The 15,818-nt window shown below is 32.1% G+C and carries 17 protein-coding genes, 2 tRNA genes, 1 pseudogene and 1 riboswitch; of the genes and pseudogenes, 3 read left to right on the top strand and 17 right to left on the bottom strand.

All coding sequences use genetic code 11. The features are described 5' to 3' along the window. Positions 1-233 precede the first annotated feature (233 nt). Together BUA82_RS19230 and BUA82_RS19235 are read left to right on the top strand one after the other, a co-directional pair. A complete protein-coding gene (locus BUA82_RS19230) occupies positions 234-665 on the top strand; it encodes a Fur family transcriptional regulator (RefSeq protein ID WP_073012589.1) in 432 nt (143 codons plus the stop codon). A gap of 173 nt (positions 666-838) precedes the next feature. Next, a complete protein-coding gene (locus BUA82_RS19235; protein ID WP_073012441.1) occupies positions 839-1,285 on the top strand; it encodes a Dps family protein in 447 nt (148 codons plus the stop codon). A gap of 426 nt (positions 1,286-1,711) precedes the next feature. On the opposite strand, the gene BUA82_RS19240 is transcribed toward BUA82_RS19235, so the two are convergent. From BUA82_RS19240 to BUA82_RS19255, 4 genes are all read right to left on the bottom strand, one after another. After that, complete coding sequence (locus BUA82_RS19240) at positions 1,712-2,230, bottom strand: VanZ family protein (RefSeq protein ID WP_073012444.1); 519 nt, start codon at positions 2,228-2,230, stop codon at positions 1,712-1,714. A gap of 353 nt (positions 2,231-2,583) precedes the next feature. Beyond that, positions 2,584-3,639 carry a hypothetical protein gene (locus BUA82_RS19245; protein ID WP_073012446.1) on the bottom strand — a complete coding sequence of 352 codons (1,056 nt, stop codon included), beginning with the start codon at positions 3,637-3,639 and terminating at the stop codon, positions 2,584-2,586. 128 nt (positions 3,640-3,767) lie between these two features. Continuing rightward, positions 3,768-3,856 (bottom strand) — tRNA-Ser (locus BUA82_RS19250). Positions 3,857-3,953: 97 nt separating this feature from the next. After that, on the bottom strand, positions 3,954-5,129 hold the full coding sequence (locus BUA82_RS19255; protein ID WP_073012449.1) for a cation:proton antiporter: 1,176 nt from the start codon (positions 5,127-5,129) through the stop codon (positions 3,954-3,956). Between the two features lie 51 nt (positions 5,130-5,180). Further along, a riboswitch (Fluoride riboswitch) is annotated at positions 5,181-5,239 on the bottom strand. Between the two features lie 292 nt (positions 5,240-5,531). On the opposite strand from BUA82_RS19255, the gene BUA82_RS19260 reads away from it, so the two are divergent. Beyond that, positions 5,532-5,801 (top strand): PspC domain-containing protein, encoded by a 270-nt coding sequence (locus tag BUA82_RS19260; RefSeq protein WP_073012452.1) that lies wholly within the window; start codon positions 5,532-5,534, stop codon positions 5,799-5,801. A gap of 133 nt (positions 5,802-5,934) precedes the next feature. On the opposite strand, the gene mgtE is transcribed toward BUA82_RS19260, so the two are convergent. The 13 genes and pseudogenes from mgtE to BUA82_RS19325 form a co-directional block, all read right to left on the bottom strand. Continuing rightward, on the bottom strand, positions 5,935-7,263 hold the full coding sequence (gene mgtE, locus BUA82_RS19265) for a magnesium transporter (RefSeq protein ID WP_073012455.1): 1,329 nt from the start codon (positions 7,261-7,263) through the stop codon (positions 5,935-5,937). A 154-nt stretch (positions 7,264-7,417) separates the two neighbouring features. After that, positions 7,418-7,645, bottom strand: a complete 228-nt coding sequence (locus BUA82_RS19270) for a thioredoxin family protein (RefSeq protein ID WP_073012458.1) — start codon at positions 7,643-7,645, stop codon at positions 7,418-7,420. A gap of 17 nt (positions 7,646-7,662) precedes the next feature. Beyond that, a complete protein-coding gene (locus tag BUA82_RS19275; RefSeq protein WP_073012461.1) occupies positions 7,663-8,667 on the bottom strand; it encodes a permease in 1,005 nt (334 codons plus the stop codon). A gap of 74 nt (positions 8,668-8,741) precedes the next feature. Further along, a complete protein-coding gene (locus BUA82_RS19280; RefSeq protein ID WP_073012463.1) occupies positions 8,742-9,083 on the bottom strand; it encodes an ArsR/SmtB family transcription factor in 342 nt (113 codons plus the stop codon). 105 nt (positions 9,084-9,188) lie between these two features. Continuing rightward, positions 9,189-9,299 (bottom strand): annotated as a pseudogene (locus BUA82_RS21065) (arsenate reductase ArsC); the annotation flags it as partial. Between the two features lie 166 nt (positions 9,300-9,465). After that, on the bottom strand, positions 9,466-10,059 hold the full coding sequence (locus tag BUA82_RS19290; RefSeq protein WP_073012466.1) for a class I SAM-dependent DNA methyltransferase: 594 nt from the start codon (positions 10,057-10,059) through the stop codon (positions 9,466-9,468). After that, entirely contained in the window at positions 10,049-10,588 is a 540-nt protein-coding gene (locus BUA82_RS19295; protein WP_073012470.1) for an ECF transporter S component, read from the bottom strand. The genes BUA82_RS19290 and BUA82_RS19295 overlap by 11 nt, the downstream gene beginning before the upstream one ends. A 247-nt stretch (positions 10,589-10,835) precedes the next feature. Continuing rightward, the gene (locus BUA82_RS19300; RefSeq protein WP_073012473.1) at positions 10,836-11,480 is read right to left on the bottom strand and encodes an ABC-2 transporter permease; all 645 of its coding nucleotides are present in this window, start codon (positions 11,478-11,480) and stop codon (positions 10,836-10,838) included. Beyond that, positions 11,477-12,337 (bottom strand): ABC transporter ATP-binding protein, encoded by an 861-nt coding sequence (locus tag BUA82_RS19305; protein ID WP_073012477.1) that lies wholly within the window; start codon positions 12,335-12,337, stop codon positions 11,477-11,479. The genes BUA82_RS19300 and BUA82_RS19305 overlap by 4 nt, the downstream gene beginning before the upstream one ends. Continuing rightward, positions 12,327-12,710, bottom strand: a complete 384-nt coding sequence (locus tag BUA82_RS19310; RefSeq protein WP_073012481.1) for a GntR family transcriptional regulator — start codon at positions 12,708-12,710, stop codon at positions 12,327-12,329. Before BUA82_RS19310 ends, BUA82_RS19305 begins: the two co-directional genes overlap by 11 nt. A gap of 50 nt (positions 12,711-12,760) precedes the next feature. Next, positions 12,761-12,937, bottom strand: a complete 177-nt coding sequence (locus BUA82_RS19315) for a DUF6440 family protein (protein ID WP_073012485.1) — start codon at positions 12,935-12,937, stop codon at positions 12,761-12,763. A 565-nt stretch (positions 12,938-13,502) separates the two neighbouring features. Then, a tRNA-Leu gene (locus BUA82_RS19320) sits at positions 13,503-13,578 on the bottom strand. 256 nt (positions 13,579-13,834) lie between these two features. Then, positions 13,835-15,607: a flavocytochrome c gene (locus BUA82_RS19325; protein ID WP_073012488.1), complete on the bottom strand. Its 1,773-nt coding sequence runs from the start codon at positions 15,605-15,607 to the stop codon at positions 13,835-13,837. Positions 15,608-15,818 lie beyond the last annotated feature (211 nt).

Raw genomic sequence — 15,818 nt, forward strand, 5'->3', positions numbered from 1 at the left:
AATAATTTAACACTAGTTATAAGCTCTTGTATATATATTAACAACACATCTGTAAATTGTCAATAATAATTATTATTAAAGAGGAGTTAATTTATTTTTATATCCATAACAATATGATATAATTATATAAATGGGAGATTTAACAATAATGTATCAATAATTTATAATTAATGTTGAAATATCCTAGGTTTATCACTAAAATATATGTATTAAGCTATGAAAGGAAGATAGCTATGAAAATAGATAATATAAACTATTATTTAAGAGATAATGATGTTAAGCCCTCCTATCAAAGAACAAAAATATTTGAATATATATTAAAAGATAATAGTCATCCTACAGTTAATCAAATATATGAAGCTTTGGTGGATGAAATACCTACATTATCTAAGACTACAGTTTATAATACCCTAAACCTATTTGTAGAAAAAAGAATTGTAGAGATGATAACCATTGAAGGCAATGAGGCTAGGTATGATATCTTTAACCCTGAGGCTCATGCTCATTTTAAGTGTGAGGTATGCAAAAAAGTTTATGATATAAGCTTAGATATAAGCGAGGCAAAGGCGGAAGCTCTTAAAGGTTTTGATGTTAAAGAGCAGTATATTCACTTTAAAGGAGTTTGTCCTAAGTGCAAAAAGTTTGTTAATGCTCAGGATAAATAATATGAACAAAAATGTAAAAGCTCATATTTAATGGATTAAAAGTCTAAATAGATTTTTAATCCATTTTATTTTTATAATTTTTCATTTTACCCTTGACATATTACAATATAAGAGTTATTATTATATTGTAATCATTACAAGATTAAAATAAAAACATATAAGGAGAGGATATTATGAATAATAAAGAAAATCTTTTAAAGGACTTAAATGTATACTTGGCTAATCTTAACGTCTTAAATATAAAACTTCACAACTATCACTGGAATGTAAAAGGACCTGGTTTCTTCCAACTACATGAACAATTTGAAGTACTTTATAATCAAGCTTTCTCAGAATTAGATGAAGTGGCAGAAAGAATCCTAGCTTTAGGCTCACATCCTGCTTCCAGCATGAAAGAATATCTAGAATTAGCTACACTAAAAGAAAGAGCTAGCGAAGCTATAAACTCCCTAGACTCTATAAATGAAGTGAAAAAAGACTTCCAAGTGATGAAAGATCACGCTTTAAGCTTAATAGAAGCTTCAGAAAATGCTAAGGACCCAGTAACTGCAGACATGTTCACTGGATTCGCAGCTAACTACGAAAAGGCATTATGGATGTTAAATGCTTATCTAGGATAGACAAACTAATGGCATTCATATTTGGAGAATTGAAAATTTAGAGTTTAGAATTGAGAATGAAGGATAGTTTTTCTGAGAAAGAGTCAGAAAAACTTCTAACATAATTTAGAGAGGAGCTGCACACTAATTACTTAGTGCTGCAGCTCCTTATTTTCTACGATACTATTTTAATAAAAATGCGAACTCCACGGAGTGTGAATTTTATGTTTAGCTTCTTCTACTCTTTTTAACTTCTAGAACGTTTGACAATCTATATTTTATTATACAATGACGAAGCTATGCTCGTGAAAGATAATATACCTACTTTCTTTTTACTGCAACTCCCATTTTATTACACAAAACCACTAACAATGAAAGCTTATATTTTGCCAACTAATACATATGAGCTACTTGGTGTAGAATATTTTATTAGGTATTAGCTATATATTAGGCATTAGCTAAAGTTAAAAATGATAAAAATATTACTATACAAATTGTTGCTATTAAAGCAATAATATTAAGGATCTTATTAGTCTGATTCTCTGTTTTAAATATTTTACGAATAACAAAATAAATTCCTATTCCTATAATTCCTCCAAGAGTGTTTCCAATGAAGTCTGTTATATCAGAAGCACCTATTGCAAGTATAAACTGTAATACCTCATATAATAAGCTAACACCTGCTATTGGGAGAACTTTCTTTAAAAATGGCCAGTTGCTTTTTAACATACTAATATAAAGTCCGAAAGGTACAAACACAAGCACATTTGCATATATCTCTGAAAAATCAATTTTATTGTTGACTATTACAGAGCCTTCGAAGGGAATTAAGTTAATACCACGAAAATGGCCTAATTCTTGAATTGAAAATCCCATTTTAAATAATATAATCCATGTTAAAACTATTAAATATACTAAAAATAAGCAAGTAGTCATCCTACATTGCTTAGATTCTTTATTTTTCATTGTAATCCTCCTTATTCTTTTTAATAAGTATACTAAAAATTTCTTAAAAAATTGTTCATCTCATTCTTAAAAACTTCTTAAGATTGGAGAATAAATAAAAGCACCTATTCCTTCTCTTAAATAATTCATTAACATATCTTGCTTCTCCGTTGAAGTTAAGTTTATATAAATAATATTTATTTCAGTCTAGCACATAGAAAATAAAAAGCCATGCTATGAGTTCAAATCCTCATACATGACTTTCATTTGAGTGTGTCGGTAATAAATGATGTGAGTGTATCTTCTGTAGCGTGATTTGAACTGTCACACAAGGTTAGTTTTGTTCATTAATCTCACTGATAAAACGGAATTTGTTAAAGCGTTTGTGCCGTATTAAATACACATAATAATCCGTCTGATATTATTCCGTTGAAAATGTACTGCAAATAGTTCAGATCGTGGTCGTGTTTTGGAAAAGTAAATATATGTAGGTTTTTATTACCTGCTTTATCAAAATCAGCTCGAATTTTATCAATATCAGAGATAGGAATGTTTGCGTCATCTTCACCTTGAAAAATGAAAATTGGCACAGAAAGCGAACACATTAAGGTTGACACATCTGGTAAAGCAAAATGTTCCTTACACCATGTTGAGGTAATACGAACTGAAAAATTATCTCTTAACCATTCATCATTATTATCCTCTATGGCTTGAAACACATTTGTTTTATATTCTGATAGTTTAAGTGCAAAGTCACTTTGTGTTAATTTTCCATCCTTATCTATATCCAGATCCTCAAATTCTGTATCTGGGAAAAGAGAAGAACGGACATTATACTTGTCCAAAATATAATCGGATTTTTCTATAAATCCTTTTTCTGAACAGCCAAAGTATCTACACATATTTACCATAGAGCTTCCGCCGCTTAATTGCCAATCAAGAGTGTCTTTCATATTCTCATAAGAAAATCCCAACAGCAACAATCCTGCAACATCTTTGCATTTTTTCATAGCAAAAGGAACAAGCGTAGCACCCTCACTAATACCCATAAGCAATATTTTTGATTGTTTAAATTGAGAGAGTTTCTTTACAAAATCCTTTATAGTCAAAATATCTTGAATAGATGTTGACGGACGATAGGTTTCAAACTTTTTTGCATTTACAGAAACAAACTCTGGCGGAATATCTGATAAACTACACCCCCTTGTATTCCAACGGCAAAATGCTATATTCCGTTTGCAAAATTCCTGTGCAAATAAATCAAAGTAATTAAAATGTTTTCCTTCAATCTCCCTATGATTATCATAAGTATTAGCACCGCTACCGTGACAAAAAATAATAATGCTTTGGGTATCCGAAGGATAATCTATTTTTACATCAAGCATATATCCGTCATGGGCCTTCACATGAAATAAGCTTGTCTGGTTCAATGTCTTACACCCCTCTAAAATTCAATTTTTGTGAGATTATATAAACAGCCTTCAGTTTAGAAGAATATCATATCATATAAAAAGTAAAAACATAGTGTGAGTTTAAATACTCAAACTATGCTTTAGTATGGCGGAGACGGTGGGATTCGAACCCACGGAACCTTACGGTTCAACTGATTTCGAGTCAGTCTCGTTATGACCACTTCGATACGTCTCCATATTGCACTATAAAAGAAAACTAATAGCTCCCTTCATATTAATGCACTGATGTAATTATATAAAAAATATTCTAATAAATCAACAAGCAGTATTCCCTAAGTAAGCAGTTTTTCTGCAGAAAGACTTATGCCTACTGCTCCTAGAGGTGCTGTTATTAAAATAGATAAAACAGCAATGGCTAGCATTAATTCTCCACCCTGTACTCCTAGGGATAATGGAATGGCTCCCATAGCTGCCTGTACTGTGGCTTTAGGTATATAGGCTATAACACAAAACAATTTTTCTTTAAAGTTTAGGTTTGTTTTTATAAGAGAGAGCATTACCCCTATACTTCTTCCTATTAATCCTATAAAAATTACTATTATGCCTACAGCTCCTGCATGTAAGGCTACCTTAGTATTTACTTGTGCTCCTACTAATACAAAAAGTAGTATTTCTGCAAAAACCCATATTTTATTGAACTTTATTGCAAGCCTCTTGCCTACCTTAGGAAGCTTTTCTAATATTATAAATCCTATGGTCATAACCCCTAAAAGAGCTGCAATTTCTATCTTATTTTTAAGAAGGGTTTCTAAAGCAGTTAAAAGTATGGCAGAGCCTATGATCATAAGAACCTTTTTAGTATCTCTTATATTATATTTTTTAAAAATCCTAACCATAAAATATCCTATGACAATACCTAATAATATGCCTAGTATAATGGAAATAGGAATGCTTAAAATTTGAACTCCTATATTCATCTGTTTTCCACTATAAAGTCCTAAAAAAGTTGAAAATATAGTTATGGCAAAGACATCATCTATAGAAGCCCCTGCAAGAATAAGAGTAGGGATTCCCTTATCTGTTCCTACTCCTCTCTCCATAAATCCCAGCATGGAAGGCACTACCACAGCGGGAGATACTGCTGCAATAATAAAACCTAAAATTCCCCCCTGTACAAAAGTGAAGCCAAGAAATTTTACAGAAGCAAAGGCTATAAAAAAGCCTTCAATAAGTCCAGGAATACAACTTAACCTTAAGGCTGGAGCCCCTACCTTTTTTAAATCACCTCTGCTTATTCCAAAACCTGCTCTTAAAAGTATAATAATTAAAGCAATTTTTCTAAAGTCCGCTGATATACTTATAATTTCTGGCTGAAGGATGTTAAGACCATAAGGTCCAATTACCATTCCTAATATAATCATCCCCAGCAATCCTGGCAGCTTTATTTTTGCAAATAATGTGTTTGACAAAAGACCTAATAAAATTATGATCGCTAAACTTGTAGCCATGATTCCCCTCCTAAAAATTCAACTAAAAAAACTCCCACAGGATAATAAACTATACCTGTAGGAGTCATCAGCATTCCGCAATTATGGTGAACTCCATCACCTATTTAAAATAATTTTTATTCATCAATTTTAAATTATAATTTTTTATATGTGATTTGTCAATTTTAAAATAGTGCCAGGCACGTGACAAGTTGCAAACTAACTCCAGAAGAAAGTAAATTTATTCTAATATAATTCTTTATTGTAAATAACTACATAATAACAACACAAGTTTATATTTTTTCTTAAAAATAGCTAGTATAAATCTAAGAAAGAAATATAATAAAAGTATAGAGGCTATTATTTTAAAATAAACTTTTAGAATTATGTTGTATGAATATTAATTTTACGGAGGTGCTATAAATGAGCAATAAAAAACTATATAAAACTAAGGAAAACTCTATGATTTCTGGAGTTTGTGCTGGTCTAGCTGAGTATTTTGATTTAGATGTTTCTATCATAAGAATTCTTTGGGTAGTTTTCAGTCTTGCTGGAGGTTCTGGAATAATTGCCTATATTGCTGCAGCTATAATCTTACCTGAAAAAAGAGATGTATATAAACAGGATCCTAACTACGGAAAGCCCTATCAAGATGCAGAATTTCACCAAGAAGACCCTAGGGATAAAGAGTAAAAAATAGTACAAGACTTAATAAACACAAAACTTCCAATTTTTGTTACCGCCCCTGGGGTGATAACAAAAAATGGAAGTTTTTCGTTTTTTCAATAAACTTTAATCTTATATTTTTTAACCTTATATTTTAAATCTAAATACCAAGAAGCCATACAGCTATGGAAAAATAAAGAATTAATGCTATGGAATCTACTATGGTGGTTATCAAGGGGCTTGCCATTATAGCAGGGTCTAGTTTAAGCTTCTTTGCAGCTAAAGGAAGAATTCCTCCTATAATCTTTGCTAGCACTACTGTAAAGAATAAGCTTATGCAAACAGTTAGGGCTACAAAAAAGTCAACCTTTTGTAGGAAATATATCCTAAGGAAGTTAACCACTGAAAGCACTAAGCCAGCAATAACACTTACTCCCAACTCTTTTCCTATAACCTTGAAAGTATCTTTAAGTTGAATTTCTCCTAAGGCCATACCTCTTATAACCAGAGTTGAGGATTGAGAACCCGCATTACCACCAGTATCCATAAGCATGGGTATAAAGGCAGCTAGTATTACTACAGATTGAAGCACCTCTTCATACTTTTGAATTATATTACCGGTAAAGGTAGCTGAAATCATAAGTACTAAAAGCCATATTATCCTATGTTTGGCCAGTGTCCAAACATTGGTTTTAAGATATTCTTCTTCGTTGGGCTCCATAGCAGCCATCCTTTGGAAGTCTTCTGTAGCCTCTTGGTCTATGATATCAATGATATCGTCAATGGTTATAATACCTACCAATCTCTTTTCATTGTCTGTTACTGGGATGGTGGTTAGGTCATATTTCTTAAATTGTTCTGCAATATATTCTTGGTCATCTAAGGTATTTACATATATTATTTCTGTAGTCATTATATCTTTTATTAATACGTCAAAATCGCTTAAGATAAGTTTTCTTATAGAAACTATACCTTCTAGTTTCCTGTTATCATCCATAACGTAGCAGGTATTAATAGTAGCTTTATCTATACCGGTTTTCTTAATATGAGCTAAAGCATCTTTAACAGTCATCTCTTTTTTTAAGTCAGCATACTCTATGGTCATAATGCTTCCGCCAGAGCTATCAGGATAATTTAAAAACTGATTTATAAGATTCCTTCTATCTTGAGAGGTATTCTTAAGGATCTTTTTTACCACATTGGCAGGCAACTCTTCCAAAACATCTACAGTTTCGTCCATATATAGGTCATCTAATATATTAGATATTTCAACGTCAGTGATGGATTGTACTATATGAGCTCTTTGATCCCTGTCCAATTCAGTAAATACATCTGAAGCCATATCCTTAGGAAGCAGCCTAAATACCTTAACCACATCTTCCATTTCCAGCTCTTCAAAAAGCTGAGCTATGTCTATGGCGTTATGCTTCATAAGCTCTTGTTTTGCTTCTAAAAGCTTCTTTTCTTTGATAAGTTCTACAATATTCATCTTTTAAAACCTCCTCTAAGAGAGTCCTAAAAGATAAATACTGAAAATTAGGACTCTCTTATATTAAATTTTTGTTCCGTAAAGGGCCATCGTCCATTTCTATTTTTACCTCCATTTTAAAAGCCTCCTTAATTTGGGGAGGCTAATTTAATTATTATAAATACTTTTTAATGTCCTCTGAAGTAACTACTCTGCCCATAACCTTTACCTTGCCATCTACCACCAAGGCTGGTGTTTTCATTACACCATAGGACATTATTTCTTTAATGTCACTCACCTTTTCTACCACAGCGTCTAAGCCGAGCTCTTCCACGGCTTTTTTTGCGTTTTCTTCAAGCTTCTTGCAATTTGAGCAGCCTGTTCCTAAAATCTTAATAACCATAATATTGCCTCCTTGTTTTATATAAATATAAATGAAAAAGCATTAAATAAATATCCTATGATCATTATACCTATAGATACAATAGTCACAAAAATTGCTAAAAGCTTTGGTTTAACTACCTTGCCAAGCATTATCATGGAAGGAAGAGAAAGCGCTGTCACAGCCATCATAAAGGAGAGCACAGTGCCTATTCCTACACCTTTACCAAATAAAGCTTCAGCTATAGGAAGTGTCCCAAAGATGTCAGCATACATAGGAATTCCTACTAAAGTAGCCACAATTACAGCAAAAGGATTATTTCCACCTATCACTTTTTCTATGGCACTTTGAGGTATCCAGTTATGAATAGCTGCACCTATACCCACACCTATTATAACATAAAGCCAAACTCTTTGAATAATTTCTTTTACTTGTTCTTTACCATAGGAAATTCTTTCTTTCTTAGTAAGTTCTACAGGTTCTATATCAGGGCTTTCAATTTCCCTAACATATCCTTGTACATAACTTTCCATATTTAATTTATCTATAATTGTGCCGCCTATAACGGCAAGGATCAGTCCTACTATCACATAAGCTATTGCTATCTTAACCCCAAAGAAAGACATTAATATAAGCAGGGAAGCTAAATCTACCAAAGGAGAAGATATTAAAAAGGAAAAGGTTATTCCTAAAGGAAGTCCTGCTGAAGTAAAGCCTATAAAAATAGGTATGCTGGAACAACTGCAAAAAGGTGTTATAGTACCTAATAAAGCTCCTAATATATTTCCCTTTACTCCTTTTATCCTTCCTAAGATCTTCTTAGTTCTCTCTGGCGGGAAATAGCTTTGAATGTATGAAATAAGAAAGATCAGCACTGAAAGCAATATAAATATTTTTATGGTATCGTATATAAAAAAGTGTATACTTCCTCCTATTCTATCACTGACAGAAAGGCCAAAAACTTTCTCTACCAACAATTTAACTATGTTAGAAAGCCAGTTCATCTTTAATATTTCATTATTAATCCATTGAAATATTTGCATAATTATATACCTCCGATTTTCATGTAGCTAAAAAACCTTATCATAAAACTGTTTCTACTGACTCTGCAACAGCTCTACTTTTTACATAATTGAAGGAACTTCTCAGCATCGCTTAGCTTGTTCACATCTTTTTTAAGCACCTCATAATTTTCTATATTATCCACTATGTTTTTCAAAATGCTTCTATATATATTTTCTTGAAGATTTAAATAGTAAAATATAAATTGTTCTTGCCTCTCATCCTGTACTATACCTAAATCTCTAAGTTTTGCTAGATGTTTTGATACTTTTGGCTGTGACTCTTCCATAATCCCTTGAAGCTCACAAACACATAGCTTTTTATGATAAAGCAAAATAAGTATCCTCAGTCTGGTTTCATCTGATAAAAGCTTAAAAAATTCCGTAAGACTATTCATTAGTTTAATTTAACCCTCCAATCTATTATTTCTATATCCTTATATACCCATATGCGTATATATACATTATAGTTTTTTCTTCAAGGAAATGTCAATGTATTATAATTAAATTTCATTATTTTTTATTCTTATTGCTAGATTCTTAACCTTTTCCTCTATAATTTTTGCAGTTTTTTCAAACACACTTTCTAATTTTCCTGTAGGATCCTCTAGCCCCAATTAAAATTAAAAAGCCTTTATACTAAATACATATAAAAGCTTTTTACAATAACCTTCACTAAAAATATTTATTATACTTAAACTAATGCGTTTAGACAAAAGATAATTTTTCAATATAAATATTACTATCATATCTAAAGCTAATATATTAATGATCTTTATATTACTCTTCTATCTTTTTACCAATATAAATATAATAATCTTCATTATCTTCCATATATACTTTCTTAAAATTAAAGCCTTCTATAAACTTACATAACACCTCTACTGGAGGCAGCATATGGGATTTAATTTTTTCTTCTATGCCTTTATGTCTATTATTAATAGCATCCTTACTTTCAATATGGGCTATAACCAATATACCTTCGGCTCTTAATAATTCATAAGCTTTTTTAAAAAACTTCTCTTTGTCCTTAAAGTGAGGATAACAGGAATAGGCAATTATGGCATGATATTTTTCCAAGGATGTAAACTTTAAAAAATCATCATTAATAAATTTTAAATTATCATATGTATGTTTTCTTTGGGAAACCCTAAGCATATTTTCTGCTATGTCTAAGGCTGTAACCCTGCCTTCTTCTCCTACCTTGTCCTCTATATGGGGAATCATAACACCTGTACCACTGCCTATGTCTAATACACTATATCCCTTTTGTAAATTTACTTTGTGCATAATATAATTAACATTTTCTTCAGGGTGCTTGGCCATATTGTCCCATTCTTCTGCTACACTGTTAAAAAATTCTCTATCTTTCATATTCAGCCACCGATTTATATAAAGACTTTTTAAGAGCTAAAACAATCACAGGCACTAGAGCCAGCTGTATAGCTATTCCTGGAAGTCCCTTTACAAATAGCCCTGTAACCACCATTTTAATATTAAAAGGCTTGTTCATAAATAAATGAAGTATTATGTAATTTCCAGCTATATTCACTGCCCTACCCAAAAGCATAGAAGAGATTAAAGCTACGTATATATTTCTTTTCCCCTTATTATATATTAATGATATTAATATGCCGTAAGCTGCTAGTTCTAATATCATTACATATACAAATGGAAAAGGCGGCATACCTGTAAGCAGATGACTCATTATAGGGGTTATTATCCCCACTAATGCTGCATACAAAGGATTTAATATAAAGCCACCAATTAAAACTGGAATATGCATGGGTAAAAATACTGAACCAGCATCTTTAACTCCATGAAAAATTTGAGGCAAAATAACCCCAATAGCAATTAGCACTGAAGCTCTAATGAGCTGTTGTAGATTAGCATTTTTTCTCATAATAATTCTCTCCTTTTACCCTTTAAGTTACATATTCATTATACTTTAAGATATTAGAAAAGTAAGCATATATTGTTAAAATTTCTACTATTATTTATCTATTTTTAAATATAAGATGATATCATATCTATAAGTAAATCTGGAAAAAATGCTTTTCAAAAAAAGTCCAAAGTAGGAAGTTTTATTGACTCTCTTGTTTTATTAATTATTCAATTTCATTTTCTTACATTTGAAATTAGTAGTCCCCCTATCGTGTTTTTTGATAGAGTAAAAGTGACATATTGTATGAGATTATTAGAACAATGCAGCTTACAATAAAACCAATTATAATAAAAATATTTTTATTTGACATAACCAAATTAATTACTCCAGACAATGTACCTACAAATGACTGGATAATAACCAATGCCATTATCGCTACATATGGTACCAATAACCAAAACTTTGCTTTTGTATATCCACCTTTAAAAAAGAGCGGCATCTGTATCCCCACCATTACTGAAAAGATCAAAAATGAAACGCTAAAGCCCATTAACACATCTTGCACATTTATAGTCTTGCTTTTAAACAATGCAATAGCGGATGAAAGAACAATAATCGCAAATATTGCCAGTATATAGTTCAAGATCACAAAAATATACCGTCCAAGAACGATGTCTTTAATTCTGACTGAAAGCGTGCCATATAAGCGTTTTAGATTGTTTTTTTCTTCTATACTAAAAACAGTTGAGGCCATTAACGCTACAAACCAAGAGCAAGTAAAACATAGTATGAATATAGACGAGTTCATGAATGAAAATATCATCCCCATCAACACTAAAATCAAATACATACTTAACTGTTGTCTCATTGTGAAAATATCAAGTTTTGTCATTTTGATTGCGCCTATCATGATCTCACCCCTTTTTTACTAACATGGATAACAATATCATCAAGTGTGGCATTATCTACCACAAAGTTCTCAAAATACACTTTATCTTCTATTCGAATTAAGCCTTCAAATCCAATATCCGTACTGCGAAGCCCAATAATTTTATCTTCAAGGATTTTTGTCAAATCTTTAGGTCTACCTTTGATAATTCGGAAACCACATAGTAAATCTTCTAAACTGCCAGTATAGAACATTTTGCCTTGATTTATGAACGTAATATAATCGGCAATTTTTTCAAGATCAGTAGTGATATGGGTAGAGAACAATACGCTTCTTTCGCCATCCTTAATATAATCTTGCAAGATTTCCAAGAACTCATCACGCATTACAGGATCCAGTCCACTAGTTGGCTCATCAAGGATAAGTAGTTTTGCATTATGTGAGAACGCGGCGGCAAGCATTAGCTTCATTTGCATCCCCCGTGACAATTCACTCACCTTTTTATTCCATGGTAGGTCAAAGCGTGTTATCATCTCTTCAAAAACATCATGTTTCCACTCTTCATAAAAGATAGATAAAGCTTTTTCTGTATCCCTTACCGACCAGCTATCCACATAAAAAATATTATCAAAAACAACACCAACGTTTTGCTTGATTGAAATTTCATTTTTTACATTGTCCATGCCAAAAACTAAAACCTCACCGGCATCTTTTTCAAGTATATTCAAGATTAACTGTATTGTTGTCGTCTTTCCTGCACCATTCGGGCCGATACCCCCCATGATGTATCCCTTTGGCAGTGTAAAACAAATATCTTTTAGAGTGAAGTCAGGAAATTTTTTGCTTACACCTTTTAGTTTTAAATAATCATCCGTCATTTTCCACCTCCAACAATAACCTCAAAAGGCTAATAATTTCATCATCTGTCATTGAAGCTCTTTGTGCTGCCTGTATCGCATTGTTAAGTCCCAATTCCACTTCGCGTATCAACTGTTCGCGTATGAGTTCAGAGCCACTTGACATAACAAAAAATCCTTTGCCTTGGCGACTTGCAATAAAGCCTTCTTGTTCAAGTTCATTGTAGGCTCTGGTAGTAGTTAATACACTTATTTTCAAATCTCGTGCTAATTGCCGAAGTGAGGGAAGCATTTCGTTTTCTTCCAATTCACCTGAAAGAATTTGAGCTCTTACTTGCTCCTTAATTTGCTCATAAATCGGCAGATTAGAACCGTTTGAGATAACTATGTTCAAATCATCACCTCTACAACTATATTTTTCATTAAATTAAATAATAAGAGTTACTATTTGGCTTTTGTTATAATTGGTTTTCCTTCTGAATCTAATAACACTGTCAATCCACCAGAAGTCCCATTACTAATATATAGATAATTTACTCCAGTTTCTTTATCAACTATTACTCTATAGCTTTCTATGGCTCCTTCTGAGGATACAACTTCAAATCTTTTAACCCCCTTCATAATTTCACCCCCTAAATTTAAATTTTTTAATGTTTTATGTAGTAAAGTCATTATAGGCTCTAACTTATTTTTAAATCTCGTGCTAATTGCCGACGTGATGGAAGAATTTTACTTTCTATCACTTCACCTCAAAGAATTTGAGCTCTTCTTGTTCCTTAATTTTCTCATAAATCGGCATATTAAAGCCGTTTGAGATAACTATATTTAAATCATCCCCTCTACAACTGTATTTATCATCGCAAGTACAGTATAATCAGTTACATCTTGTTTGTCAAGGTCAAAGAAAAGAAGCATAGAAATAATATTTTCAGCTACTAAAAACATAGTGGCTAAAAGTCTAACCGTCAGGGAGCGTTATTTAGTTTTCGGATATATGGAAAAGAGGCCATACCGTTTATTTGGTACGACCTCTGGATTTTTAAATTTTATATAATAGAACCCTCAATTCACAAAAAAGAGGGTGTGCATCTATAAAAAATGGGAGTGTTGAATTTTCTATTCAAAACTCCCGCGCCCTCATAAGCACTGGCTTTAAAGTCCATGTATCTATATTAGGCAATTGTCTTGGTGCAGGAGAAGGGATTTGAACCCTCAAAAACTAGTGCCTGAAACTAGCGCGTATGCCGTTCCGCCACCCCTGCAGAATGAAATTTTACTTGTATTTTACACAAAGGAATAAATATATTATATCAAATTAATGGGGAAAATAAATATCAGCTTTTATGCTTTATTCATTGTTTTAACCACTTTTTTACTATAACATCATACCTGCTCTTTCTAGGTCATTATATGTACAATTTTCAATTATATGCTAGTATATAATGATATAATTATTAAAATTAAAGACAAGCTTCCTATTAAAGAAGCCTGTCCTTATTACTTGCATATTAAATTATATTATTTTTCTTGAGCTGCATTAACTCCTGCTCTTCTACCAAATACCACTATATCAGCTATAGCATTTCCGCCTAGTCTGTTAGTTCCATGAACTACACCTGTTACTTCTCCAGCTGCATATAAGCCTTTGATTGGTTGTCCTTTTGCATCTAATACTCTTGTTTCAGTATCAATTACTAGACCACCCATAGTGTGGTGTACTGAAGGAACTGCTTTTTGTATATAGTATGGTCCTTGCTCTAAGGATACAAGTTTACCTCTGTGTTTAAAGTCTAAATCTTTACCATCTTTAGCAAAGCCGTTTACTCTTTCCACAGTTTTCTTAAATTCATCTACTGGAATCTTAAAGAATTTTGCTGCATCTTCTATAGTTTCAGCTTTGTATAATAATCCTTCTTTTACAAGCATCTCATATTCATCTTTGTGAACAGATATAGTTTTGCTTATGTCATCTATGCTCTTGTTCCAGAATACATAGCAATATTTACCTGTTTGATTTAATATAGCTTTAGAAATTACGTCTCTTCTTTCTAACTCTTCTACAAATCTCTTACCTTCTTGGTTTACAAGTATAGCTCCATCAAAACGAGAGTCAGCTACTAGAGATATAACCCCTGTTTTAGGATTAGATATTGGGTATGTTTGAATATTTTCCATATTAGTTATTGCTGCACCTATTTTTTCTGCCATTACTATACCATCACCAGTAGTACCAGGAGTATCTGTGCTCATGTACTTTTCATCTAGTTCTGGATTGTACTTCTTTCTCATTTCTACGTTGGATCCAAATCCACCTGCAGCTATGATAACACCTTTTTTAGCTTTGAAAGTTAAGTCTTGTCCTGCAAGATTTTTAGCTTTTACACCAACAACTTTATTGTTTTCATATATTAATTCTTTAACTTCTGTTTCTGTTTTTACTGTTATACCAAGTTCATCACTCTTCATTTTGAACTTAGTCATCATTTCTGCACCAGTATGTCCTTCTGGAATAAGTGCTCTTTTTACAGAATGTCCTCCAAATTGGAATAATTGATTATCAAGGAATTTAACCTTAACATAATCCTTTAACCATTCTGCAGCTCCCTTTGCATTATCAGTAAGAACTTTTACTATAGCTGGGTTTCCTTTATTGTCTCCACCTTTAAGAGTATCTTCATAGAACTTTTCTGGTGAGTCATTTTCTATACCTACATTCTTTTGAACCCAAGTTTGAGGAGCATTCATTTCTCCTCCGGAGATTAATGTGTTACCTCCTATAGTTGGCATCTTTTCAAGTATTACTACATTAGCGCCAGCATTTTTTGCTTCTAAAGCAGCACTAAAGCCAGCTCCACCAGCTCCAACTACTACTACATCATACTCTTGAGTAGTGTCTTTTTCTTTTAAAGGTTCCACAGTAAGTTTATCTCCTTCTAGCTTTAAGCCAGCTTTTTTAAGAGCATCCTTTACCGCATTAATATAACCATTACTAGTTTCTGTAGATCCAGTTATAGCATCTACATTTACATTGTTTTTATTTACCATAGTGCTTTTTATTTTGTTGTAAACAGGCTCGCTAAGTACAACATTTTCACTGCTTTCAAGGATCTTAATATCTTTTATCTTTCCTTGAGCTACCTCTACTTCTACTTTGATGGAACCATGTTTTCCATCAGCTTGTCCAGTGTATTTTCCATCTTTTCCTTGTGCACTCTTACCACAACCAGCAAAAGCTCCTAATATGAGCATAAAGGTCATGATCAAAGTTAAGTTCTTAAAAAACCTTTTCATAAGTATTTGTCCTCCCCTTTTGTTAAGTTATTTATATAAATTATATAAATATTCACAATACGTTTTAACGTGCTAAATCGCTATAACTCAAGGTTCTAAGCTATATAATCTTCTATATTTTGTATACTTATTCACAGTTATACATTTATGTACCACAACAGATTATAATTTCATGTTAATTAATTGTCAATACATGCTCATTATCAAAATA

The sequence above is a fragment of the Clostridium amylolyticum genome, from assembly GCF_900142075.1.
Lineage (GTDB): Bacteria > Bacillota > Clostridia > Clostridiales > Clostridiaceae > Clostridium_AA > Clostridium_AA amylolyticum.

What these genes read in the sequence shown, in the direction of transcription:
- BUA82_RS19305 (WP_073012477.1), bottom strand. Translation starts at nt 12,337, where the DNA reads ATGACGGATGATTATTTAAAACTAAAAGGTGTAAGCAAAAAATTTCCT.
- BUA82_RS19255 (WP_073012449.1), bottom strand. Translation starts at nt 5,129, where the DNA reads ATGGCTACAAGTTTAGCGATCATAATTTTATTAGGTCTTTTGTCAAAC.
- BUA82_RS19235 (WP_073012441.1), top strand. Translation starts at nt 839, where the DNA reads ATGAATAATAAAGAAAATCTTTTAAAGGACTTAAATGTATACTTGGCT.
- BUA82_RS19290 (WP_073012466.1), bottom strand. Translation starts at nt 10,059, where the DNA reads ATGAAAGATAGAGAATTTTTTAACAGTGTAGCAGAAGAATGGGACAAT.
- BUA82_RS19230 (WP_073012589.1), top strand. Translation starts at nt 234, where the DNA reads ATGAAAATAGATAATATAAACTATTATTTAAGAGATAATGATGTTAAG.
- BUA82_RS19325 (WP_073012488.1), bottom strand. Translation starts at nt 15,607, where the DNA reads ATGAAAAGGTTTTTTAAGAACTTAACTTTGATCATGACCTTTATGCTC.
- mgtE (WP_073012455.1), bottom strand. Translation starts at nt 7,263, where the DNA reads ATGAATATTGTAGAACTTATCAAAGAAAAGAAGCTTTTAGAAGCAAAA.
- BUA82_RS19270 (WP_073012458.1), bottom strand. Translation starts at nt 7,645, where the DNA reads ATGGTTATTAAGATTTTAGGAACAGGCTGCTCAAATTGCAAGAAGCTT.
- BUA82_RS19315 (WP_073012485.1), bottom strand. Translation starts at nt 12,937, where the DNA reads ATGAAGGGGGTTAAAAGATTTGAAGTTGTATCCTCAGAAGGAGCCATA.
- BUA82_RS19240 (WP_073012444.1), bottom strand. Translation starts at nt 2,230, where the DNA reads ATGAAAAATAAAGAATCTAAGCAATGTAGGATGACTACTTGCTTATTT.
- BUA82_RS19275 (WP_073012461.1), bottom strand. Translation starts at nt 8,667, where the DNA reads ATGCAAATATTTCAATGGATTAATAATGAAATATTAAAGATGAACTGG.
- BUA82_RS19260 (WP_073012452.1), top strand. Translation starts at nt 5,532, where the DNA reads ATGAGCAATAAAAAACTATATAAAACTAAGGAAAACTCTATGATTTCT.
- BUA82_RS19295 (WP_073012470.1), bottom strand. Translation starts at nt 10,588, where the DNA reads ATGAGAAAAAATGCTAATCTACAACAGCTCATTAGAGCTTCAGTGCTA.
- BUA82_RS19300 (WP_073012473.1), bottom strand. Translation starts at nt 11,480, where the DNA reads ATGATAGGCGCAATCAAAATGACAAAACTTGATATTTTCACAATGAGA.
- BUA82_RS19280 (WP_073012463.1), bottom strand. Translation starts at nt 9,083, where the DNA reads ATGAATAGTCTTACGGAATTTTTTAAGCTTTTATCAGATGAAACCAGA.